This is a genomic window from Leptospira ainlahdjerensis (genome assembly GCF_016919175.1).
Classification (GTDB): Bacteria; Spirochaetota; Leptospiria; order Leptospirales; family Leptospiraceae; genus Leptospira; species Leptospira ainlahdjerensis.
Genome location: NZ_JAFFPU010000035.1, coordinates 112,340 through 135,415 on the forward strand (window position 1 = coordinate 112,340; position 23,076 = coordinate 135,415).

General features: G+C 43.3%; 16 protein-coding genes and 1 pseudogene. 11 read left to right on the forward strand and 6 right to left on the reverse strand.

Features of this window, described 5'->3' with window-relative positions:
- Nucleotides 1–353: 353 nt before the first annotated feature.
- The 3 genes from JWG45_RS10400 to JWG45_RS10410 form a co-directional block, all read right to left on the reverse strand.
- Nucleotides 354–1,886 (reverse strand): DEAD/DEAH box helicase, encoded by a 1,533-nt coding sequence (locus tag JWG45_RS10400; protein ID WP_205279670.1) that lies wholly within the window; start codon nt 1,884–1,886, stop codon nt 354–356.
- A 408-nt stretch (nt 1,887–2,294) separates the two neighbouring features.
- Nucleotides 2,295–4,067, reverse strand: a complete 1,773-nt coding sequence (locus JWG45_RS10405; protein ID WP_205279671.1) for an alginate export family protein — start codon at nt 4,065–4,067, stop codon at nt 2,295–2,297.
- A 33-nt stretch (nt 4,068–4,100) separates the two neighbouring features.
- On the reverse strand, nt 4,101–7,631 hold the full coding sequence (locus JWG45_RS10410; protein WP_332476461.1) for a molybdopterin-dependent oxidoreductase: 3,531 nt from the start codon (nt 7,629–7,631) through the stop codon (nt 4,101–4,103).
- Nucleotides 7,632–8,056: 425 nt separating this feature from the next.
- Here JWG45_RS10410 and JWG45_RS10415 point away from each other — a divergent pair, with 425 nt between their 5' ends.
- The 10 genes from JWG45_RS10415 to JWG45_RS10460 are packed head-to-tail and all read left to right on the forward strand — an operon-like array spanning nt 8,057 to nt 17,371.
- The gene (locus JWG45_RS10415) at nt 8,057–9,271 is read left to right on the forward strand and encodes a nitrate/nitrite transporter (RefSeq protein ID WP_205279673.1); all 1,215 of its coding nucleotides are present in this window, start codon (nt 8,057–8,059) and stop codon (nt 9,269–9,271) included.
- Between the two features lie 26 nt (nt 9,272–9,297).
- Nucleotides 9,298–11,823, forward strand: coding sequence for a nitrite reductase large subunit NirB (gene nirB / locus JWG45_RS10420; RefSeq protein ID WP_205279674.1), 2,526 nt, complete (start codon nt 9,298–9,300; stop codon nt 11,821–11,823).
- Nucleotides 11,824–11,840: 17 nt separating this feature from the next.
- Entirely contained in the window at nt 11,841–12,209 is a 369-nt protein-coding gene (nirD, locus tag JWG45_RS10425; protein ID WP_205279675.1) for a nitrite reductase small subunit NirD, read from the forward strand.
- Nucleotides 12,210–12,226: 17 nt separating this feature from the next.
- The gene (locus tag JWG45_RS10430; RefSeq protein WP_205279676.1) at nt 12,227–13,174 is read left to right on the forward strand and encodes a GTP 3',8-cyclase MoaA; all 948 of its coding nucleotides are present in this window, start codon (nt 12,227–12,229) and stop codon (nt 13,172–13,174) included.
- A gap of 2 nt (nt 13,175–13,176) precedes the next feature.
- Nucleotides 13,177–13,419 (forward strand): MoaD/ThiS family protein, encoded by a 243-nt coding sequence (locus JWG45_RS10435; protein ID WP_205279677.1) that lies wholly within the window; start codon nt 13,177–13,179, stop codon nt 13,417–13,419.
- Between the two features lies 1 nt (nt 13,420).
- Nucleotides 13,421–13,891 (forward strand): molybdenum cofactor biosynthesis protein MoaE, encoded by a 471-nt coding sequence (locus tag JWG45_RS10440; protein WP_205279678.1) that lies wholly within the window; start codon nt 13,421–13,423, stop codon nt 13,889–13,891.
- Nucleotides 13,888–14,490 carry a molybdenum cofactor guanylyltransferase gene (locus tag JWG45_RS10445; protein ID WP_205279679.1) on the forward strand — a complete coding sequence of 201 codons (603 nt, stop codon included), beginning with the start codon at nt 13,888–13,890 and terminating at the stop codon, nt 14,488–14,490. The genes JWG45_RS10440 and JWG45_RS10445 overlap by 4 nt, the downstream gene beginning before the upstream one ends.
- Nucleotides 14,487–15,263, forward strand: a complete 777-nt coding sequence (gene cobA / locus JWG45_RS10450; protein WP_205279680.1) for a uroporphyrinogen-III C-methyltransferase — start codon at nt 14,487–14,489, stop codon at nt 15,261–15,263. The genes JWG45_RS10445 and cobA overlap by 4 nt, the downstream gene beginning before the upstream one ends.
- 9 nt (nt 15,264–15,272) lie before the next feature.
- Entirely contained in the window at nt 15,273–16,181 is a 909-nt protein-coding gene (gene moaCB / locus JWG45_RS10455) for a bifunctional molybdenum cofactor biosynthesis protein MoaC/MoaB (protein ID WP_205279681.1), read from the forward strand.
- Nucleotides 16,178–17,371 (forward strand): molybdopterin molybdotransferase MoeA, encoded by a 1,194-nt coding sequence (locus tag JWG45_RS10460; RefSeq protein ID WP_205279682.1) that lies wholly within the window; start codon nt 16,178–16,180, stop codon nt 17,369–17,371. The genes moaCB and JWG45_RS10460 overlap by 4 nt, the downstream gene beginning before the upstream one ends.
- 27 nt (nt 17,372–17,398) lie before the next feature.
- Here JWG45_RS10460 and JWG45_RS22180 read toward each other — a convergent pair.
- A pseudogene (locus JWG45_RS22180) lies at nt 17,399–18,072 on the reverse strand (YdeI/OmpD-associated family protein).
- A gap of 98 nt (nt 18,073–18,170) precedes the next feature.
- Nucleotides 18,171–19,853, reverse strand: a complete 1,683-nt coding sequence (locus tag JWG45_RS10465; protein WP_205279683.1) for a hybrid sensor histidine kinase/response regulator — start codon at nt 19,851–19,853, stop codon at nt 18,171–18,173.
- 462 nt (nt 19,854–20,315) lie between these two features.
- On the opposite strand from JWG45_RS10465, the gene JWG45_RS10470 reads away from it, so the two are divergent.
- Nucleotides 20,316–21,647 (forward strand): MFS transporter, encoded by a 1,332-nt coding sequence (locus JWG45_RS10470; protein WP_205279684.1) that lies wholly within the window; start codon nt 20,316–20,318, stop codon nt 21,645–21,647.
- Between the two features lie 52 nt (nt 21,648–21,699).
- Here JWG45_RS10470 and JWG45_RS10475 read toward each other — a convergent pair whose 3' ends face one another.
- Nucleotides 21,700–23,010 (reverse strand): DUF1554 domain-containing protein, encoded by a 1,311-nt coding sequence (locus tag JWG45_RS10475; protein ID WP_205279685.1) that lies wholly within the window; start codon nt 23,008–23,010, stop codon nt 21,700–21,702.
- Nucleotides 23,011–23,076: the final 66 nt, after the last annotated feature.

Genomic DNA, 23,076 nt, shown 5'->3' on the forward strand with positions numbered 1-23,076 from the left:
AAGGCTTTTGATCTGATATAATAGTAGGCGGCATAATCAAGAACGCCGGAATTCCCCGCTAATTAGGTCTTCGGGCTTTATCGACTTTATCTGTAGCCTTGGTAACTGTTCGATTCTCGTTGGAGTTCCCACATTCCGAAGTTGTGGGACAGCTCTTATCAATTTGTTCCGACAAACTACGGAAGTCTGAAAAAGACTTGGCATCGGACTGGACTATAGCCATTGGGATTTCTGAAAATTCTTTCTTTTATGACCGAAAATCAGAGAAGATTTCTTTCGTAGGAACTCCTAAAAAGAAAAACCCCGTCTTGCCGGACGAGGTTTTTTAAGAGTCTTTTCTAATTTAGAAATTCTTACTTCTTCTTTGCTTTGTAAGGAGGAGGGCCGGATTTTTTGCTTCGGTCCCCGCCGCCGCTTCTTCCGCTGCCTCCACTTCCACCGAACTTGGAACGAGAGCCCCCGCCGGCGCCGCCACCTCCGCTCGGTCTTCCGGAATAACCTCTGTCACGATTATAACCTCCGGACTTGCGGGACGGTTTTCTGTCGTCAAAACGTTGCTCTGCTTCGAACTTAACGCTCGGATCGAAGGTCCCGCTTTCTTTGTGAATTGTGAGTTTAAAAAGAGCGGCCGCGATATCAAGAGCGGTATATTCGGTTCCCATCAATCTTTCTACTTGGTTTACGTATTCGCTCAAATGCCCCGCATCGACAAGACCCCGGATCTTCGCTGTGTACGAATGAATTTTTGTTTCTTCAAGGTCGTCTAACGTTGGAATTTTTCCGGGTTCGATTTTTACTCCGTTGGCGCGTTCAATCTTTTTAAGATTGTAGATTTGTTTTCCAACGATAAACGAAAATGCGATTCCTTTTTTACCGGCTCTTCCCGTTCTTCCAATTCTATGAACGTAGTCTTCCCCGTCTCTCGGAAGGTCGTAATTGAAAACGGCCTCAACGTTGTTTACGTCGATTCCCCTTCCGGCTACGTCGGTCGCGACGAGAATTTCGACGGTTCCGTTACGAAACCCGTTCATTACCTTATCTCTTTGTTTTTGATTGAGATCTCCGTGAAGACCTTCCGCAAAGTAACCGCGTGATTTTAATAATTCGACTAACGTATCGACTTGCGCCTTTGTGTTACAAAAAACGAGCGCAAGTTTGATATTTCTGTGTTCGATCAATCTCGCGAGGGCTTCGCCTTTCGCACTTTCTTGAATTTCGAAATAGATTTGTTCGATTTTAGGAGCGCTAAGTTTTTGATGAGTCACGTCGATGATCTGAGGACTTTTTTGAAAACGTTTCATCATGTTCAAAATGTCGTCGGTCATGGTCGCGGAGAACATGATGGTCTGACGTTGGGCAGGAGTGTCTTTGAGAATAATTTCCATATCATCTCTAAACCCCATGTCCAACATTTCGTCCGCTTCGTCGAGGACTACGATTTTGATTTCATCCAAACGAAGAGAACCGCGTCTCATGTGGTCCATCATTCTTCCAGGCGTCGCGATTACGATCTGTGGGTTTTTTCTGAGAGCTCGTAATTGTCTGTCGATTTCTTGACCGCCGTAAATCGGAACAACTTCGAAGTTTCCTTTGTATTTCATCAGCTTTCTAAATTGTTCGCTGACCTGGATTACAAGTTCTCTGGTCGGACAAAGGATCAATGCTTGTAGACTTTTAGAATTCACTTCCAACATTTCGATTGTTGGAATTGCGAACGCCGCCGTTTTACCTGTGCCGGTTTGTGCGTGTCCGATAATGTCTTTTCCTTTTAAGATGACTGGGATTGCGTCTGATTGGATCGGAGAGGCTTCCTCAAAGCCCATTTCTGCAATTGCATTTTGGATTTCGGCGGATAAGTTTAGTTCGCTAAACTTGAGTTTCTTCATAGATGTTCCTTTTAAAGTATTGGATCATCCCATATTCCGGGAACCTCTAATACTTTGAATTTTCAAGATGAACTATCCGGAAGATCAAAAAGCCAATTAAAACGAGAGGAAGGCTGGAATCAGGAGATATTTTGTGTCTCTGCGTAGATAAGACACGCTGTATTAACTACAGTTTAAAAACGGCCTATTTTTACAACAAGAAAACAAAGGATGAAGTTTCCTTTTTCGAATTCATTTAACAAAACGACAAGGAAAGAATGATGATCCTAACCTGAATCGACCTTTATGTTCGTTTAAGAAGCTTCAAAAATTCTTATATAGGATCGAAGGATAAAAGAATCATCTCTCATTTTATTTTAAACAAGAGATGATTTAAGAAGATTTCTTAGGTAAGAATTTTAAACCGATTTAGAATTGGACCGTCATCGAAAGATATGCGAACTGTGCCTGAGGCAAAAAGTCTGTTTTTCTGAATTCCGGAGAAATCGAATCGTCGTTTACTTTTCCGCGAACCGCGTCGCCCGCAAATATCCAACTATAACCCAAAGCCCAGAGGATATCCTTGTATTTGAGGGTATAGACCAGGTCGATTTCTCTGAATAAATTTTTCCCCAGCGTACCGACGCCTCTTTGTGACTCTGCGCCTTTTTCACTTTGTAAATAGGGATTTTTGAAACGATCGTTTGTGTAAGATTCGGTGCTCGCACCTTCTTTAAGAGTTCCTGCGATATCATACCAACCGTCTTGGAGCTTTTGTTTGTCGACGATCCAATAAGCGAGTCTTAATTTTCCCTTTTCGGCCCCGTCCCAAGTAAGATTTACTGACCTACCGATCATGTTGACCCAGCTTACCTGATCGGCTTCTCCGTAAAAAATATGGTTGGAATGAAATAAGTTGGAAAATGTAGCGACCTTACCGTCTTTACGATTCGGATCACCGCTCGCGACGTTGTATTCCGCGCCGAGTCGAAAAGATCCGATCGTATAACCCGTGTCAAACGCGAAAGCATAAGCGTCATAGGCTTGTCTTTCCTTGTATAAGCTTTTTGTAATAGTTTGTCCGGTAAGAGCGTCCGTTATGGAAACGTTCGTGTTGAATGAATCCCATCCGGGAGTCACGTCCCAACCGGTTCTACCTGTTTGAATTGCATACTCGACAGAAAAATCAAGAGGAGTCTCCGATTTTTTATCCTTCGTCGTTTTGTTGGAAATTCTGAAGCCAAACGTATGAAGTTGATCATATCTCGAATCTCGGGGAATCGTTTCCGGATTTGCGAACAAGAGGATTGCAGAATTATTTTGAGGAAGCCATTTTTTATAAAGGCCGATGTAATACGCATCCAAGTGAAAGTGTTTTGAGAATTTGATCGTATTGTAAAATCCGGTAAAAGTAGCATCTCCTTGTTGTTGTTTCTGAATATCCGGCGAAAGTTTACAGGGAATATTCGTATTTGCGGGGCAGCTGTATTGCGCCGGGAAGGAATTTTTTTTACCTAGAGAAGTTGTATTTCCTGCGATATCGGAATCCTGTTCTCCAACGATCATGATCCATGCGTGCGAGGAAAAAAGATCTTGATCTAATTTAAAACGAAATCCGTTAAAACTCCGTCCTACGTTCGTCCAGTCCAAAGAGCCGACCAGTCTCTCGTCCCCATATTTTAGAATCTGCCTTCCCGCTTGAAGAGAGATCGGACCAATTAACTCCTTCGATTCGATCCAGGCTTCTCTTACCCCGACCGACTGTCTTGTGTTATCGTTTGCGGTGTCCAATCCGGTGATCGAAGCCTTTTCACCTCCCCAGAGAACCGTGTCTTGTAACGTGATTCGAACTTTGGTTTTTTCGGAGAGATCTTTCTCCAGCCAGATTTGGGCTTTTGCGCCGACAAAAGAAATATTATCATTTTTGAATTTATCAAAATCATAATTGTATTTCGCTTCTGGGCGAATTCGAATCATACCGCCGAATTTAATCGTTTCAAACCAAGGTAGTTCTTTTTTGTGTTCCTTAGGAAGAATCGGCTCGGATTTTTCGGAGACCGATGGCTGAGTCGTAGTCTGGGTCGGGTTGTTCTGAACGTTAGGCGGCGTCGAATCCGTTTTTTCCTGCGCCTGGATCGTTGAAAAAAGGAAAGTGAAAGAAATAAGTAAGAGAGCGCATGCCCTTGTTTTGTGAGATTTCAATTTCAGACCTTTTAAGATTAGTTTTTTTTAAATTCATTTTTCGCTTTCACTCTTCACTAAATTTAATTTTAGAATTTTGGAAACTTCCGGGCGACAGCTGCCGCAGCCTGTTCCCGCACCCGTAATCTTTCCGAGTTCCTCTATTGTTTTGATTCCGTTTTTGATTTCTTCGCAGAGATTTCCTTCTCCGACACCGTTGCAGGCGCAGACTAATTTTCCAATCACCGGTTTTCTGGGAGTCGCAGTTCCGGAGAGAAGTTGTTCTCTTCTTTCACCGAGTTCGATGCCGCTTGAAATCAATTCTCTAAATTCTTGGAGATTGGATTTGTCGCCGATCAAAATGGCCCCGACCAGCTTATCGGCCTTTATGATACATTTCTTATATTTTCTTTTTTTACGATCTAAGAATATGATCTCTTCGTATTCTCCGGATGAACCCTCGGAAAGATCCATCGGGGTTTCCGCTAAACGAAGAGAAACCAAATCCAATTCCGGAATCTTAAGAAGATTGGAATGAACCGATCCTTTGTAAAAATCAAACGCGTAACCGTAAATATGATGAGCCGCGATCTTCGATTGATCCTCCGTTGCAGCTACCGTCCCGTAAAGCCCGGAAGCGTGTTCCGCAACTTCACCGATTGCATAGATGTCCGGATCGGAAGTTCTAAGATACGGATCTACCAGAATTCCATGTTTGCAATCAAGACCCGCTGCCAGTCCTAATTGAAGATTCGGAGAAGTCCCCGTAGCAAAAACGATTCCATCGGGTTCGATGATTCGACCGTTGTTAAGTTTTACGTTTTGAACCTTAGAAGTTCCTTTGATCTTTGCGATTTCGGTTTCAAAAATGATTTCGATTCCTCTGGATTCGATTTCCTCTTTTAGAATTTGAGAAGCGATTGGATCCAGTTGTTTGGACATGAGTCGATCCGTACGAACTAAAACGGTAACTCGTATATGCAGAGATTTTAATGCAACCGCGACTTCCAAGCCGAGCAATCCTCCGCCGATTATCAAAGCATGAGAATCTCTTACAAAAAAACCTTTGATTCTTTCAGCGTCCTCTTTCGCGCGAAGACAAAAGATTCCTTCCATTTCCTTTTTGATCGTATTTGGAACGTTAGGTGAACTTCCCGTTGCAAAAATCAGCTTATTGTAAGAATAAACATTTCCTTGAACGTCTCGGACGACTTTTCCTTCCGGATGAATTTGAGAGACTTCGGTATCGGGAAGAATTTTAAAATTCCAAGATTGGATTTCCTCTTCGGTGATTCCCATAAGATCGTCGAATTTTTTTTCACCGCTGATCAAATCAGGAAGAAGAATTCGATTGTAGAACGGATTCTTTTCCTTACAAAGAACCGTGATTTCACTTTCGCTGTCCAAGGCGCGAAAGTGTTTTAGAAATGCGAGGGTTCCATTCCCGCCGCCGATGATGAGAATTTTTTCCTTTTCTTTCCGATATGGATGAACGTTGACCGCAGAAATTTTAAATCCGGGTTGTTTTGAAAAAGGATCAAAGGCTCCGCTTGTCAGATTGTTAGCGCGGGAATCGTCTCTTCCGAGTTTTTTTCCCCAGTGCATCGGAAGAAACACGACACCTTCTTTGATATCCTCGCTAATTGTCGCTCTTACGCGGACCGTTCCTCTTGCATTTGCAACTTCCACGATCGATCCTTCTAAGATCTTTCTTACCTTTGCATCCATAGGATGAATTTCCAAATAGGGTTCGCGTCTATGTTCGTTGAGTTTTCGCACCTTCCCCGTACGAGTCATGGTATGCCATTGGTCTCGAATTCTTCCCGTGGTTAAGATCAACGGAAATTCGGAATTTACTTTTTCGGAAGAATCTTCCGGATCTACGGCGTGAATTTTTGCCTTACCGTTGGGCCTGTAAAATTTATGATCCGTAAACAGGCGAGCCGTGCCGCCGTGATCCCTGGTTGGAAAAGGCCATTGAACCGATCTTCTTTCTTTTAGGATGGAATAGTCGAGTCCGGCGATATCGATGTTGGTCCCTTTTGTTAAGCGACAATGTTCGTCAAAAACTTCTCCTTCGTCTTGGAAAGCAAAAGAAGAATGAAATCCCATCTTAATCGCAAATTGATTGAGAATCCACATATCCGCCATCGCCTCTCCCGGAGGATCTATAATCTTCGGAAGATAGGTAATTCTTCGATCCGAGTTTGTCATTGTCCCCTGTTTCTCCGCCCAACCGGCGGCGGGAAGAATCACATCCGCAAAAGGAATTGCGGAAGAATCTTTGGAAATATCTTGAACGACGACTAACTCAGCTAAACGAAGTCCGGATTCGACGAGACGAGCATCCGGAAGGCTAACGGTTGGATTGGTGCAGATGATCCAAATCGCTTTCATCTTTCCGCTTCGAAGATGTTCGAACATTTCGGTCGCGCTGTAACCGGGTTTTTCTTGGATGGAATTTACTCCCCAAAATTGCGCTACTTCGGCTCTGTGTTGCGGATCCGCTAAGTTTCTGTGGGCCGGAAGGAGATTACAAAGTCCACCCACTTCACGACCGCCCATCGCGTTCGGCTGTCCTGTAAGCGAAAACGGCCCTGAGCCGGGTTTGCCGATCTGACCCGTGAGGAGCGATAAATTGAGGAGTGCGAGATTCTTATTGACTCCGATCACGCTTTGATTGAGTCCCATCGCCCAAAGAGAAAGAAATCCTTTGGAGTTTCCGATGATCTCTGCGGCTGTGTAAATTTGTTCGTAAGGAATATCACAATGTCTTGCGCATTCTTCGACACTTACTGAAAAAACTTTTTGCTTTAATTCCTCAAAACCTTCGGTGTGATTATTTAAAAATTCAGAATCGATGCGGTTCTTCTCGATAAGAATTCTTGCAATTGCGTGAAAGAGATGAATATCGCTTCCAGGAAGAATTTGTAGATGGAGGTCGGCTTCCTCGCAACTCTCGGTCCTCCTTGGATCGACTACGATCAGTTTTACGTTTGGATCGGATTGTTTTCTGGCTTCTATTCTTCGGAACAGAATCGGATGGCACCAGGCAGGGTTTGCACCGGCAACTAAAAAACAATCCGCCAATTCAATGTCTTCATAACTGATAGGGACGCTGTCTTCGCCAAGAGCCATCTTATAACCAACAACCGCAGAGCTCATACAAAGTCTTGAGTTCGTATCTATATTATTGGTTCCTAAAAAACCTTTTACTAATTTATTAACGACGTAGTATTCTTCGGTTAACAATTGACCGGAAACATAAAAACCAACGGAATCCGGTCCGTGTTCTTGAATGATTCTTTTAAATTCTTTCGAAACTCGATTGAGAGCCGATTCCCAATCTGTTCTGATTTGCGGCGAAAACCGATCGTTTCGCATCATCGGATATGTCAATCGATCGGAGCGATCCAGAACCGAGTAGTTTAAGTTCATTCCTTTGGAGCAAAGTAAACCACGATTCGCGGGATGACTTGGATCTCCTTCTACTTTCAGTTCGGAATTCGAAATTTTATGTACGAGCACCCCACATCCCACACCGCAATACGAACAAGTGGTAGAATACGTTTCTGAATGGTTCACTCCGTTTCTTATGCAAGAATGATACCAATGTATGATGTGTGCTTTTTTATAAAAAGGGTAGGAAAGAAAGGAACCTTTGAAGGGAGGAATCTTTGTCACAGAGACTTGCATTCTCCGATTTCAAGCTTTTGTAATATCACTGAAATGATAAACTCGCGTTACTCAAACGATGGCAAAAAGGAAGAATGTATAAAACAATGTACCGAATGTTCATTTTATAAACAGCGAATGACGTGAATTTTCTTTTTCTAAAGTTCTACATTCTTTTGAAAAGGAGTAGAGTGTGATTCTTCCAAACCCTGGTTTGCCCTTTGTACATCGTTCGGAAAAGGGAAATCTGAATAAAACTTATTGCTGGTACGGTTTTTGCTCTATTGAGGTATATGCTCCGAATCGGGATTCGATTCATAGAGGGAAAAATATAAATGAAAAAGTTTAAAGAATTTTTGTCTGCCGGTCACTTTCCAACCTTACTTAGCTCTTTTCTTTATTTTGATTTTAGTTTTATGGTTTGGATGCTTCTCGCGGCTTTGGGTGTTTTTCTTGCCGAGGAGTTTAAGTTGAGTCCCGCTCAAAAGGGTCTAATGGTCTCCATACCGTTGTTAGGCGGAACCTTGCTTCGGATTCCGATGGGTTTATTGTCCGATCGCTACGGTTCTCGTAAGGTCGCTCTTATTGGAATGTTGATTACGATGATTCCTTTGGTTTTGGGATGGCAATTCGGAAATTCAATGACTGAAGTTTACGCAATCGGATTGTTACTCGGTGTTGCCGGTTCCAGTTTTGCGGTCGCTCTTCCTCTCGCGAGCCGGAGTTATCCCACAAAATATCAGGGTTTGGTAATGGGAATTGCTGGCGCCGGAAATAGCGGGTCCGTCCTCGCAACTCTTTTTGCCCCGGACATAGCCCGAAGTTACGGTTGGCACTCCGCTTTTGGATTGGCTCTTATTCCGATGGGTTTGGTTTTTATATTTTTTTTCTTTTTTGCGAAAGAAGAAAAGATCAAACCTTCCGGTAAGACTGTGCTTGAATATCTTGCGCCTATCAAATCGGGCGATGCTTTGATTTTTAGTTTCTTATACAGCATCACCTTCGGCGGGTTTGTCGGACTCGCAAGTTTTCTTCCTATGTTTTATTACGATCAATACGGAGCAGATAAGGTTACAACGGGACTGTATACCACTTATTGTATCATTGGCGCGAGTATGGTTCGTCCTTTTGGCGGTTATCTTTCCGATCGATTCGGAGGAGCTTCCGTCCTAATCGTAGTTTTGATCATTGCTTCCCTGATTCTTTTTGGAATTTCAACACTTCCGGTTTTGAGCATCGTCTTACCTTTGTTTGTTCTTCTTATGCTTTGTTTGGGGTTAGGGAACGGCTCCGTCTTTCAATTGGTCCCTTCTCGTTTTAAAAAGGACATCGGTATTATTACGGGCTTTGTCGGCGCTTTCGGAGGTTTCGGAGGATTTCTCGTCCCGAATCTTTTGGGTTCCTTAAAGTCCGCTTGGGGAACTTATTCAACGGGATTTACGGTATTAGCTTTTCTTGTTCTCATTGCCGCGGCGGTCTTATATGGAACGAACTTCTACGTCTGGAGTAAGGCGCCCGACAAAACGGACTTAGGAATGGAATCCGCTTAGCTGAAAAATTCTTCGGGGAAATAAAAATGTCGAAACAAAAATTGGTTATTATTGGGAATGGGATGGTGGGACATCGTCTCGCCGAAAAATTGGTAGAGCTCGGTGGAACAGAAAAGTATGAAATTCTAATATTTGGAGAGGAACCTCGACGCGCTTATGACCGAGTTCATCTCTCCGAATATTTTACCAATCGTTCCGTTGACCCGCTCTATCTTTCTAAAGAGAATTGGTATTCTGAAAATAAAATCGACTTACACCTGAAAGAAAAGGTAATATCGATCGATACAACTTCTAAAAAAATCGAAACGTCCTTAGGAGATTCTTATCATTTCGATAAACTCGTTTTAGCAACCGGTTCGGCTCCTTTTGTTCCTACCTTTGAAGGCATTGATAAAAAGGGAGTATTTGTTTATCGTACGATCGAGGATTTGGAACAAATTTTAGAATACGGTAAGTCTGTACAGAAAGCAACCGTGCTCGGCGGCGGCCTCCTCGGTTTGGAAGCCGCAAAGGCTCTCGTCGATATGAATCTAAAAACCGAAGTCGTCGAATTTGCTTCTCGTTTGATGCCTCGTCAGTTGGATGAAGCGGCCTCCTCGATTCTTAAATCAAAAATCGAAGAACTGGGTGTTTCGATTCATCTTGAAAAAAACACAAAACGTGCGTTTGGCGATTCTTTCATCGCGGGTTTGGAATTTGTAGACGGATCCGTTTTGGAAACGGAAATGCTCGTAGTTTCGGCGGGTATTAGACCGAGAGACGAATTGGCAAAGTCTTCCGGAATCTCCGTCGGCGAGAGAGGCGGAATTCTCGTGAACGATTCTTTAGAAACGAATGTTCCAGGAATCTATTCGATCGGAGAATGTGCGCTTCATAACGGTATGATTTACGGTCTTGTCGCACCCGGTTACGAGATGGCCGAGATCGTAGCGCATAATCTATGTAATTCGGAAAATTCTTATAAACAATACTCCGGCTCGGACCTTTCCACAAAACTGAAACTCATCGGAGTGGACGTCGCTTCCTTCGGAGACGCACTCGGCCAAACCAAACACATTCCGATCGCGTTTAAAAATCCTCTTACCGGAATTTATAAAAAGTTGGTCGTATCGGAAGACGGCAAAACGCTTCTGGGCGGAATTCTTGTCGGAGACGCAAGCGCTTACGGCAATCTTCTCGCTCTCTATCTCAACAAAATCGAACTTCCGGCTGAACCCGAAAGTCTTATCGTCGGATCCGTTTCCGCCGAATCGTCGTTTGGCGCCGGATCTTTACCGGATGAAGCGAAGATCTGTTCTTGCAACAATGTTTCCAAAGGAGACATCTTGAGCGCGATTCGAAATCAAGACTGTCTGGAAATGGGTTCCTTAAAAGAATGTACGAAAGCGGGAACCGGTTGTGGCGGTTGTATTCCACAAGTAAACTCTCTTCTCAAAGGAGAATTGAAAGCGCTTGGAAAAGTAGTTACCGAGCATCTCTGCGAACACTTTGCTTATTCCAGACAAGAACTCTTTCAAGTGATCAAAGTCAAAAAATTGAAAACGTTCGAAGAGGTTCTGACCAGCAGTGGAAAAGGATTGGGTTGCGAAACGTGTAAACCTGCGGTTGCTTCCATTCTCGCGAGTTTATGGAACGAAACGATCGTACATAAAAAACACAGAGAGATCCAAGATACGAACGATAAGTATTTAGCAAACATTCAAAGAGGCGGGACGTATTCCGTTGTTCCGAGAATTCCGGGGGGAGAAATCACTCCTGAGAAACTCATCGTTATCGGAGCCGTTGCAAAAAAATTCAATCTCTATTGCAAGATTACAGGCGGTCAAAGAATCGATCTTCTCGGTGCAAGGATGGAAGACCTTCCGGATATCTGGGGCGATCTCGTAGACGCGGGTTTTGAAAGCGGACACGCTTACGGAAAAGCAATGAGAACCGTAAAGAGTTGCGTGGGTTCTACTTGGTGCAGATACGGCGTGCAGGATAGTACGTCTTTTGCCATTCGTATTGAAGAACGTTATCGTGGAATTCGTTCTCCTCATAAATTGAAGGCGGCAGTTTCCGGTTGTATTCGTGAATGTGCCGAAGCGCAGAGTAAGGACTTTGGAATCATTGCTACCGAAAAAGGATGGAATCTTTATGTCGGCGGGAACGGTGGAGTTACACCGCAGCACGCGCTCTTGTTGGCTGCCGATATCGACGAAGACACCTGCATCAAATACATCGATCGATTTTTAATGTTCTACATTAGAACTGCGGACAAGTTGACTCGCACCGCGGCTTGGCTCAAACAACTAGAAGGCGGAATCGATTATCTCAAAGACGTGATCATCAACGATCGTCTCGGAATCAACGAACAACTCGAAGCCGAAATGCAAACGCTCGTCGACAGTTACCACTGCGAATGGAAAGCCGTCGTGGATGATCCTGAAAAACAAAAGAAATTCAAACACTTTGTAAACAGCGATCAGCCGGATGCAAACGTTCAGTTCATCGAAGAGCGCGGTCAAATCCGTCCTGTGGATTGGGTAAAAGAAGAAATTTCAGTTTCATAGAGGAGGAAGGGGTTTTCATGGAAACAGCGTTTGAAGAAAAAATTTGGATCGAAATCGCTCCGGTCTCCGAATTCTCCCAAGATGGGGGAACGTGCGCCAAGGTTGGAGACGAACAAATCGCAATTTTTCATTTCCAACAAGGAGATGAGTGGTATGCTTGTGAGAATCGCTGTCCGCATACGGGAGATATGGTCTTATCAAGAGGACTTACTGGAGACTCGAAAGGGGAACCGAAGGTTGCTTGTCCATTGCACAAGAGATCGTTCTCTTTAAAAACGGGAGAATGTATTTCCGGAGATTCTTATACGGTTCGCACCTTCCCAGTGAAAGTGGAAGATGGGATGGTTTATCTCGCAGTCGATTCTTCCTTGGTAGCGAAAGAATGAGTTAAGGGGTAAGGTGTATGATACGCGACGGTTTTGGAAGGAGTTTTCAAACTCTAAGAATCAGTCTTCTGGATCGTTGCAATTTTGCCTGTACCTACTGCGTGGATGAAGACGTCCGTTTGTCCCGAACAAATTCTTTTTTGGAAGTGAATGAATGGATTCGTATCGTTCACGAACTTCACTCTTTGTTACATTTAAAAAAGGTAAGACTTACCGGAGGAGAGCCCACTCTTTATCCGCACTTGAAAGTTCTCGTTCGGGAATTGAAGAATTTAGGAATTCCGCAAATTTCTCTGACCACGAACGGTTCGATTCTTTCGAAACAAGCATCGGATCTAAAGAACGCGGGATTGGACTCGATCAACGTTTCTCTGGATGCGATGACGTCGGAATCTTTTCAAACGATGAGTCGACGTTCTGCTTTTAAGCAGACATTGAAGGGGATTGATGCAGCGGTGGATTCCGGACTAAAGGTTAGAATCAATTGTACTTTGGTAAGAGGAAAAAACGAAGATCAGATCATTCCAATTCTTGAATATTCATGGAATAAAGGAATTCTTCCTCGATTTTTGGAGTTGATGAAGATGGGTTATTTACAAAATTCGGATACGATCCCCATCTTTTCTCAAAAAGAAATTTTAGACCGTGTGGAAAAGCGCTACGGAATTCTGACTCCTCAAGCGAGAAAGTTATCTTCCACCGCGAATTATTGGAATACTGAAAACGGAAATTCTTTCGGCATCATCGCAAACGAGTCGGCTCCTTTTTGCAGCGATTGTGATCGTCTTCGATTGGACAGCAAGGGAAGTCTTTACGGTTGTCTAAGTTCCTCCACTGGGTTTCCATTGCCGAAGCTCAGGGAACAAGGAATTGATATGGAACAGATTCTTATCTTGGCGTTGCGTCAGAAACAAGACGTTCGTTTTAAGGGAAGCGATCTTACGATGATGGCGATTGGAGGTTGAAGATGGAAGTCGCGGTAAAAACATTCGGAATTTTAAAGGATCACTTTCAATCCGACTTCGTATTAAATTTAGAATCTCCGGTTCGTGTTTTGGACGTGGTGGAGGAGATGAGAAAGAAAAAGCCGGAAACGAGTCAGATCCTGGAAGTATCTCTTTGGGCGGTTCAGGACAAGATGGTTGGAGCCGATCGAATCGTAGTTGAGGGAGAAACGGTTTTAATTCTTCCTCCTTTGAGCGGAGGTTAATATGTATCTTCAAGAAGAACCGATTGATCTAAACAAAATACTTTCTCAAGGGCACGACCCTTCTTGCGGAGCGGTTGTGTTATTCAGCGGGGAACCCAGAGATACCGCGAACTCGAACAAACAAGTCACACATTTATTTTACGAAGCTTACGCGCCGATGGCGGAGCCGATGATCGCGAAAATATTAGAAGACGCGATCGAAGTCTTTCATTTAAAAAAAGCGATCTGTGTTCATAGAACGGGAACGGTCTATCCGGAAGAATCTTCTGTTTGTGTAATTACCGCCTCTTCTCATCGTAAAGAAGCTTACGAAGCCAATCGATACATCATCGACCGTGTCAAACACGAAGTTCCGATTTGGAAAAAGGAATTTTACTCCGATCAAACTTCCGAATGGACTCTCAACTGTGCGGGTTGCGCGGCGGGAGCAACGGGACATGAACGTTATACGCCATTGAAGGTGAGTCGATGACGGAACGAAAGCCGAAAGGACTCGTTCTATGCGGAGGAAACTCCAGCAGAATGGGAAGAGACAAGGGATTACTCTCGACCGAAGGAATTCTTTGGGTCGATGAGAGAATTCAAACCTTGTCTCCGTTTACCGACGGTTGTCTGATTTCGATTCGGCCTGAACAAAGGACCGAATACTCTAAAGTAATTTTAGATAGGGAATTTGTGGAAGATTTCTACGAAAACATCGGGCCGATATCCGGCATCCTTTCGACCCACGATCTCTACCCAAGTGAGGATTTTCTGGTTCTTGCCTGCGACATGCCTTCTCGCGATCCTTGGATATTTTCCGAGTTATTAAACTTATACAATTCAAATCCCGGAAAGAAGAGTTATTTTTTTACATTGGAAGGAAAAGTCGAACCCTTTCCCGCTATCTATACTTCCAAATTGTTAAACGAAGTCGGTTTAAAAATAAAAAAATCTGATTTCAATCCGTCTCCGAAAAATATTCTCGAAACATCGAATGGAATCGGATCGGACGTTCCGAAGGAACATTTTAAAGCATTCTTAAATTATAATACTCTTACGGATTTGACCGTAGCCGGAACTTTAAAATGAATCCGAACTATGGAAAAGTTTATCTCGTCGGCGCGGGACCGGGAGATCCTGAATTGCTGACAAGAAAGGCCGTCAAAGTTCTTCGCCAAGCGGACGTCGTTTTATATGACGATCTCGTCGCTTCTCGAATTCTCAGAATGTGCCGTAAGAAGACCGAGTTGATCTATGTCGGCAAAAGACTGGGACAACACAGTTGCCAACAGACAGAGATCAATCAAAAGATCGCCGATATGGCCCTTCAATATAAGGTTGTAGTACGTCTGAAAGGCGGAGATCCTTCCGTTTTTGGAAGAGTGGGCGAGGAAGTAGAATCTCTTTTGTCGCTCGGGATCGAATGTGAGATCGTAGCCGGTATCACGACCGCTTCCGGTGCGGCCGCACATCTCGGATTTCCTCTGACACATCGCGAGTATTCTAAAGAAATTTTATATTTATCCGGACACGGAAAGAATGGAAAAAATTCAGAGAGTTTTAAAAATCTTTCCTGTGAAGGAAAAACTCTCGTAGTTTATATGGGTTTGAATTCTTTAGAAGAGATTGTGGATGATTTGATCTCTTACGGAAATTCGGAGACGATTCCGGTTGCGATTATAGAAAATGCAACCTTAGAATCGCAAAGAATGATCACCGGAACCTTGGGTAATATTCAATGGATCGCGAAGGAAAAGGAAGTGCGGTCTCCGGCTCTATTGATCATCGGAAGTATAGTCCATTTTTATTTGGAAATGGATTCTCTTCGATCGCTTATCCACCGTCCGTATTCTCTCAGTTAGGACAAAAGAATGATCGACATCACCGAAAAAAAAATCAGCCTCCGATCCGCGGTGGCTGAGGGATTTGTATATTGTAATCCTGAAACTTTAAAAAGAATTCGAGAGAATAATCTTCCCAAGGGAGATCTTTTCGGAATTGCAAAAGCAAGCGGACTTCTTGCTTCTAAAAAAACATCCGATCTCATTCCTCATTGTCACCCGGTAAACATCGATTTTTTCGATTTTTCTTTCGAGCTCGTGGAAAAGGGAGTGAAGATAACGGCGATCGCAAAGTCGATCGGAAAGACCGGAATCGAAATGGAAGTTTTAACCGGACTCAGTTTGGCGGCGTTGACGATCTATGATCTTCTCAAACCGATTGATAAACAATTAGAAATATCCTCCATACGGTTGCTCGAAAAAAAAGGTGGTAAGAGCGAAGTCCAATTTTCAAAGTTTGCGGAAGGTTCGAAAGCAGCGATTTTAGTTTGTTCGGATTCCACCTTTGCTGGCAAGCGCGAGGATAGTTCAGGTAAGGTCATTGAAAGTATATTGAAAGATGCGAATGTCTTAATTCACGAATATACGATTGTTCCTGATGAACCGAATGAGATTCGTAAAAAAATCGAGGTCTGGGTAGCCTCCGGTGTCGATCTAATCGTCACGACCGGAGGAACCGGATTGGGTCCGAGGGACAATACTACGGATACAGTAAAAAATCTTCTAGATCAGGAAATTCCCGGAATCGCCGAGGCGATGCGTTCCTTTGGACAAGACAGAACTCCTTATGCGATGCTTTCCCGTTCTCTCGCGGGGAGAATCAAAAAGACTCTGATCGTTTGTGTGCCCGGCAGTTCGAACGGAGCAAGAGAAAGTCTTAAGGCGATCTTTCCTGCGATCTTTCACGCGAAGAAGATGATGAGAGGAGAAGGTCATTGATCTCGATCGAGGAAGCTCTTTCGAAAATTCTCTCCGAAATTTCCGTCACAAATCGGGAGTTAGTACCTCTTGAGGAAAGTTTGGGAAGAATTCTCGCGGACAATGTTTACGCGGATCGTGATTATCCGCCTTTTCACCGTTCCACGATGGACGGTTATGCGATCAAAAGCGCCGATTATGATTCTTCAAAAATCTATCATTGTAAAAAAGAAATCTTTGCAGGAATGGAATCCAACTTGGATCCGGGCGAAGAAATCGTAAAGATCATGACGGGAGCCCCCGTCCCGGAAGGTTTGGACGCGGTGATCAAAATCGAGGACAGTCAAGAGTTATCTCTTGAGAATTCGGTTTCAAAAGTGAAATTGAATTCGGACAAAATATTCTATTTTATGAATATAGCGGTTCGAGGAGAAGATCTAAAAAAAGGGGAATTCGTCCTCGGTTCCGGAACCAAAATAGGAATGCCTGAAATTTCATTGTTGGCCTCTCTCGGAGTCGACAATGTTTCCGTAAATTCCTTGCCGACGGTTTCCATTGTCTCTACTGGAAACGAAGTCGTCCCCGTTGGGTCGACACCGCTTCCATTTCAGATCCGAGATTCCAATTCTTATTCTTTGATCGCCATTTTGAATCGATACAATATTAAACCGAAATCGATCGTTTTAGTTCCGGATGAAGAAATAAAAATTACCGAGGCTCTCGATAAGGGTTTGGAGTCGGATATACTTTTGTTATCGGGCGGAGTTTCCATGGGAAGTATGGATTTGATTCCCCCCATTTTGGAAAGGCTTGGAGTAAAAAAAATATTTCATAAGGTTTCCCTAAAACCAGGTAAGCCGATCTGGTTTGGAAAAAAAGGAAAGACCGTAGTGTTTGGACTTCCGGGAAATCCTTTCAGCGTTCAGGTTTGTGCGAGAATTTTTTTAGATCCTTACATTCGTTCTTGTTTAGGAATGCAAATCTCCGAACCGCTGAGATATGTTTTTTACGGGAAAAGAAAAAAGAAGAGTTCTTTACCGGAGTTTTTTCCTGCATTTTTGGAAACGAAGGATAAAACAGGACTCAGCTCAAAGTCGTTTAACGGAAGCGGCGACATTCGTGCCGGTCTGTTTGCGGATGGAATCGCTTTGCATCCGGGTGAACAAGCTGAAATTTTGGAAGGAAACGTCCTGAATTTTTTTCCTTGGTAAGAAGCGGACTTAAACCGTAGTTCTATTTTACTTCTTTATCTTTTTCGGTTTTAGCCCTTGATTCTTTTTAGAATCTAAATGATCGATCCATTTTAGAATTCCTTTGATTTTTGTTTCCGGAGTTTTGCCTCCAGGATTGAACTCGAGGTTTTCTCTTTGATGCGACCAAGAAATAGAATAGAAGGAATTGAGCGCCTTCTTCGATTTAGAGAAGAACTTGAGAACGTCGGTCGGAAGTCGAATGGTTTTCTTTTCTTAATTTATATATTTCGATAATTCGGGCCTTTTTGTTTTTCCGCCTTTGCACCTCCTTTTTTTATATTATCTTTCTTCTTGAATCGTATGGCGGACCAAGTATCGTTTAATGAGATTTAGGCGACTCCTTCGTAACTGTTTTCGAAAAGTTGTTTCCAACCGTGATTCCTTTCTAAATCCGTTTTGATTCCCGAAGACTTTTGGGGATAAGCGATCTAAAAAAGAATATTTTCATTAGGATATTCTTTGATCTTTAAAAGGGAGGATCAGAGAGAATTTTGTGAATCCACAAAAAGGAGAATTCCATCGGCTTCGCGGCTTTGAGCGATGAATTCGACTCCTTCGATCGATTAGGATTAAAAAATTCGATTCTTAAAAGACACGAAGATTTTGTCCCCATTCTTAAATTTCATCTTTTTGATTTGTTGTGCGTCGAATTCGATCATTTCAAAGTAGATAACTTTAATAGAAAGAAATTACAAATCAAAAGAAACGTTCGAAAAAATCGAATGAATGAAAAAATAAAACTTTTTGTTTTAAAAAATCAGATTGTAGGATGAGTTTTACCGCTGAGAAGTTTTTCTAAAAGTTCGGCGAGATCGATTTTACGAAAAGGTTTACGAAGACTTGCTGAAAAACCGTATTCTGTCGGGGAAGAAATTACAGGATCCTCCGAATAACCGCTGGACGCGATTGCGATCACTTTGGGATCTATTTTTCGGATTTCTGAAATCGCTTTTTCACCGCCCATTCCTCCCGGAATCGTGAGATCGAAAATTAGAACGTCGAAAGGCCGCGAAGAATTTTTCGCCTCGTGAAAGAGTCGGATGGCGTCGGTTCCGTTCTTTGCGGAGACGATCTGATATCCCATTTTTTCCAACATATCCGAAAATATCTCGATGATAAAATCCTCATCATCCATGATGAGAACCTTACCGATTCCTTGATGCTGATCCGTTTCCTTTGGGGGAGGCGATTTCATTTTGTTCCGTGAGACGGGCAAATAAATATTAAACGTGCTACCGACGCCTAACTCCGATTTTACCTCGATTCCCCCGTCGTGTTTTTGAACGATGGAATAAGAAGTTGCCAGTCCTAAGCCGGTACCTTTTTGTTTTGTTGTAAAGAAAGGCTCGAAAATGCGGGGAAGCAGATCTTTTGGAATTCCGATTCCACTGTCTTGAATCGAAATCTGAATATAATTTCCTTCATGCAATCGAACAGAATTGTTTTTCTCTAAATACATATTCTTCGCCGAAACTAAAATCGTACCTCCGAGCGGCATCGATTGAATGGAATTGATGATCATATTTTCCACAACCTGATGGATTTGATTCTCGTCGAAATCGCATAGTCCGATATTATCATCGATTTCAAAGTGACAGGATACGTTCGAGCCGCTCAAAGAAAACAATACACAATCATTTAGGATAGGAGCCAAGGATCCCGTTTTACGAATCGGCTTTCCTCCTTTTGCGAACGTTAACAACTGCTGAGTTAAATCCTTAGCTCGATTAAAAACGGTGATTGCTTTTTCCAGATATCTGACGTTCGATTCTCCTGCTGCCGCTTTTTCGCGTGCTAAATCTATATAACCGAAAATTCCTCCCAAGAGGTTATTAAAATCGTGAGCGATTCCTCCGGCTAAAACCCCAAGGCTTTCCAGTTTTTGGGCGTGTAACAAACGTCTTTCCAGTTCGAGGCGGTCCGATTCTGCACGTTTACGATCGGTGATATCGGTTCCGATGCTGATCGTTCCAATAATACGGTTGTTTCTATCTTGAAGAATCGTGTTGTCCCATTGGATTAATTTTTTCTCGCCACCCTTGGTTCGCAGATAATTTTCATAGTGAAGCGGCAGAAGCTGAGTTCGAATTGCTTCTTTGAAAATCGACAACACTTGTTCTTTTTCTTCCGGCAGTAAAAAATAATCGAACCAATTGTTTCCGATGAGCTCTTCTCTTTTCCATCCGGTCAGATTCAAAAGATAATCGTTACAAAAAGTTATATTTCCTTCGGAGTCCAATCCCAGTCCGATCAAATTTATATTCTCCAAGGTTACACGAAATCTTCGTTCGGATTCGATGAGAGCCGTTTCCGCTAACTTTTGTTCATCCGATTCTTTTTTAAGAAGAGTAAAATAGCGATTGAGAATGATGAATAAGAGTAAGGTCGTGAATCCGACAAACCCCCAACCCTTGTAAGTTTGTAAAGTGGTCAGAATCATAGGATCCAACGAGAGAAGACTGATGAATTGGTCCGAGAAAAAAATCCAAAGAGAGGCGAGTATGAGATAAATAAAGGAAACTCTCGCTGGGGGAGATATCGAAGAGTATTTAATCATAAATGGTTAGTTATAAAACGATACAATTTCTTTTAGCAACGGGAACCGTAATTTAATTTCGACGATTTTATTTTTGAGATTTCAGGGAAGTCTTTTACCGGCTTTGAGAATTCTAAAATGAAAGCGCCTTCAGATGAGTAACCCTTTGTATGTAGTTTTTGGATTCAGGGAATCTCAAAACTTTGAACGTAGAGGCGATTCCGGGTTTTTTCCCGTTTTTTTTAGGATGGGGGCTCGAATCTAAAAAATGAAAAAAGTTATTTTCGACTGATCTCAAGAATGCTATCAGTTTTTGATCGAAAATGATCTTGTAATACGATCTTGGTTTTTTAAGATCGTGGCCTAATGATTTCCTTATTTCGCTGGATTCTGCCCGCAAAACCAAAACCCATTTTACCTCCGGAAGAAATCGAAAAAAAATATCCTCGTTTTCGCTGGAGAATTTTAGAAGCAACATTTATCGGTTACGCCGTTTTCTATCTGGTTCGGAATAATTTCCCGGTCGTATCCAAGGAAATGGGCGAGGCGCTTCACTATAACCAGGAACAAATTACTAATATTCTCGCGGTGACCGCGATTACATACGGGATCGGAAAGTTTATCATGGGCGCTCTATCGGATCGAAGTAATCCGCGTTTTTTTATGCCGCTGGGTTTGGTATTTACGGCGGTCTGTAATTTATTCTTTGGTGCATCGAGTGATTATGAGACCCACTTTTATCTCTGGGCTCTGAACGGATTCGTACAAGGAATGGGTTGGCCTCCATGCGGAAGATCTTTAGGACATTGGTTTGGAGTTACGGAAAGAGGATCTAAGTTCGCGATCTGGAACATCGCGCATAACGTGGGCGGTGGTTTGGTCGGGGTGGTGGCCGCTTATAGTGCTTCCTGGTGGGGATGGAGAAACGCATTCTATATTCCCGCTTCTATTGCGATCGTGACCTCCGTGTATCTTCTTTTCCGTTTGACGGACACGCCACAGTCAGAGGGTCTTCCGTCGATTGAAGAATTTCAGGAAGATCCTGAAAAAGAATTAAGAATTCCAGTCGCCGATCAGGAACGAGAACTGAGTTTTAGGGAAATTATCGTTCAAGCTGTATTCAAAAATTATTATATATGGACTTTTGCTTTTGCTAACTTTTTCGTCTATGTGGTTCGTTATAGCCTCACGGATATCGGACCGACTTATCTCAAATTCGCAAAGGGTGCAACGCTGGAAAAAGGGGGCGTAAGTACGCTGATCTACGAATTCGCAGGAATCGGATCCACCTTACTCGTCGGTTGGGGATCGGATAAACTCGGGGGTAAAAGGGGAATGGTCAGTTTTTTGTGTATGGTCCCGATCCTATTCGCTTTGACCGGATTACTCTTTACTCCTCCAGGTCATCTCTGGCTGGATTTAACCTTATTCGGGATTATAGGTTTTTTTATTTATCCGCCGGTTATGCTGCTAGGAGTTGCGGGTTTGGATTTCACTTCCAAAAAAGCGGTCGGAACTGCGGCCGGTTTTATTGGTTTATTCGGTTATCTTGGTAGAACGAGTCTTTCCAAAGCGGTGGGATGGATGAGTAAACAAGAAGGATTCCACTGGGAGCAATCCTTGTATTTGATTATCGGCTCGACTTTGATGGCGCTTGCCCTCTTGGCGATTACCTGGAGTTGGAAACCGAAGGCGTAAATGGATTTGTTTAACCTTCGGCATGGACTTTAGAGTTCTCTTATTTACTAAATTACTGTTCCACACAGATAACGTTTGCGGAGGAACCTAAAGTGTCGCAGGTGGAAGCAAAGTAATTGATCGCTGAGGAATTGACACTTCCTGCCCAGCCGGTCATTCCGTCTGCAGATGCGCTGGAACTTGTCCAATTAGAGCAATTTTGAGCGAGGAGAACCGTCCAAGTGTTGTCCATTCCCGTGATATATCCACAGGCGTTGCTTCCCATAGGACAAGCGAAAGCGGCGGTCACTCCTGAATTAGAGCTTACCTTGTTTGTCCAGGAGAAAGGAAGAATGGAGGCGCTGTTCGATGAGGCAATCACAGTGGTATTATCAGTTCTGTAGTAAGTGTAGAGCGGCTTGAGAGGCCAGTCGGCGCTGGGGGTGGGAAGAGGTTTTCTTGTAGAAGTTCCTAAGAGCGCGATGACGGTTCCGGAAACTCCTCCCGGTTTATTAGAGGAACAGAGAGTATCAGCACCGGCTTTTCCCCCGAAATTTCCGGTTCCACCGTTTCCCGCGTTCACCATATACATTCTTTTATCATTGTCGGAAATCGTAATATCGGAAGTCGTCGATACGTTAGTCGCGCTTCCAATGGATTGGGCTACTCTCGCCGTAATCACTTCGCTCTCGTCCGTAAAATCGGGAGTTCCCGTTTCGTTCGTCCCGCTGACGATACGGTTTACGGTCGTTGTTCCCAAAGAGGTTGGAAGAGCAGAATTTACGCTTAGGTTTGCGGGGAAACTCGGATAAGATACGGTTACGGTGCTCGAAGGATCGGGGCCTGGGGGATGAGAAAGATTCAAAGTAAAATTTGTGGAACCGTTGGTTGTACCTTCGACGACGGTAAGAGCGGATGTGATCACTACGGAATAGCAATAGACGTCGATATCAACTACGTTCGTCAAAGCCGATCCGGTATTATTATAAAGATTGCAGGAAAGATTGGTCGGAAATCCGGTAATGGAAACGTTATAAGAAGCTCCGCTGTTTAGTTTAGTGGAGAATTGATAGGTTCCGGCCCCGCCCGAAATTCCCGGAGAAGAAGGAAGAATCGTAACCGTATCGCTTCCGTTAGCCAAAGTAAGGCTTCCGCTTACGAGGCCGGAAACATTTCCGCCGAAAGTATATGTTGGGTTTGTGCTACCTCCGGTGCCCGAACTTTGCTGCGTACTTACCGGAACGTCGTTTACAACTTCCGTCGCGATCACTTGTAAAACGGATCCTAAACTTTTGGAGGCATCGAATTGCATTTTGTTGGCTTGCGCACATTGAAACAAGGATGCCGCCAAGAAGATGATCATGAGAATAATTCGTTTTCGCATAAGATTGACCCCAATCAAGATAACTCCTGGGAGAAAATTTATTTACCAAAAAATCCTTTTTTATAA

Bases quoted from the DNA above. Each gene is read 5' to 3' on its own strand.
- JWG45_RS10400 (WP_205279670.1), bottom strand. From the start codon at position 1,886: ATGAAGAAACTCAAGTTTAGCGAACTAAACTTATCCGCCGAAATCCAA.
- JWG45_RS10415 (WP_205279673.1), top strand. From the start codon at position 8,057: ATGAAAAAGTTTAAAGAATTTTTGTCTGCCGGTCACTTTCCAACCTTA.
- nirB (WP_205279674.1), top strand. From the start codon at position 9,298: ATGTCGAAACAAAAATTGGTTATTATTGGGAATGGGATGGTGGGACAT.
- nirD (WP_205279675.1), top strand. From the start codon at position 11,841: ATGGAAACAGCGTTTGAAGAAAAAATTTGGATCGAAATCGCTCCGGTC.
- JWG45_RS10430 (WP_205279676.1), top strand. From the start codon at position 12,227: ATGATACGCGACGGTTTTGGAAGGAGTTTTCAAACTCTAAGAATCAGT.
- JWG45_RS10435 (WP_205279677.1), top strand. From the start codon at position 13,177: ATGGAAGTCGCGGTAAAAACATTCGGAATTTTAAAGGATCACTTTCAA.
- JWG45_RS10440 (WP_205279678.1), top strand. From the start codon at position 13,421: ATGTATCTTCAAGAAGAACCGATTGATCTAAACAAAATACTTTCTCAA.
- JWG45_RS10445 (WP_205279679.1), top strand. From the start codon at position 13,888: ATGACGGAACGAAAGCCGAAAGGACTCGTTCTATGCGGAGGAAACTCC.
- cobA (WP_205279680.1), top strand. From the start codon at position 14,487: ATGAATCCGAACTATGGAAAAGTTTATCTCGTCGGCGCGGGACCGGGA.
- moaCB (WP_205279681.1), top strand. From the start codon at position 15,273: ATGATCGACATCACCGAAAAAAAAATCAGCCTCCGATCCGCGGTGGCT.
- JWG45_RS10465 (WP_205279683.1), bottom strand. From the start codon at position 19,853: ATGATTCTGACCACTTTACAAACTTACAAGGGTTGGGGGTTTGTCGGA.
- JWG45_RS10470 (WP_205279684.1), top strand. From the start codon at position 20,316: ATGATTTCCTTATTTCGCTGGATTCTGCCCGCAAAACCAAAACCCATT.
- JWG45_RS10475 (WP_205279685.1), bottom strand. From the start codon at position 23,010: ATGCGAAAACGAATTATTCTCATGATCATCTTCTTGGCGGCATCCTTG.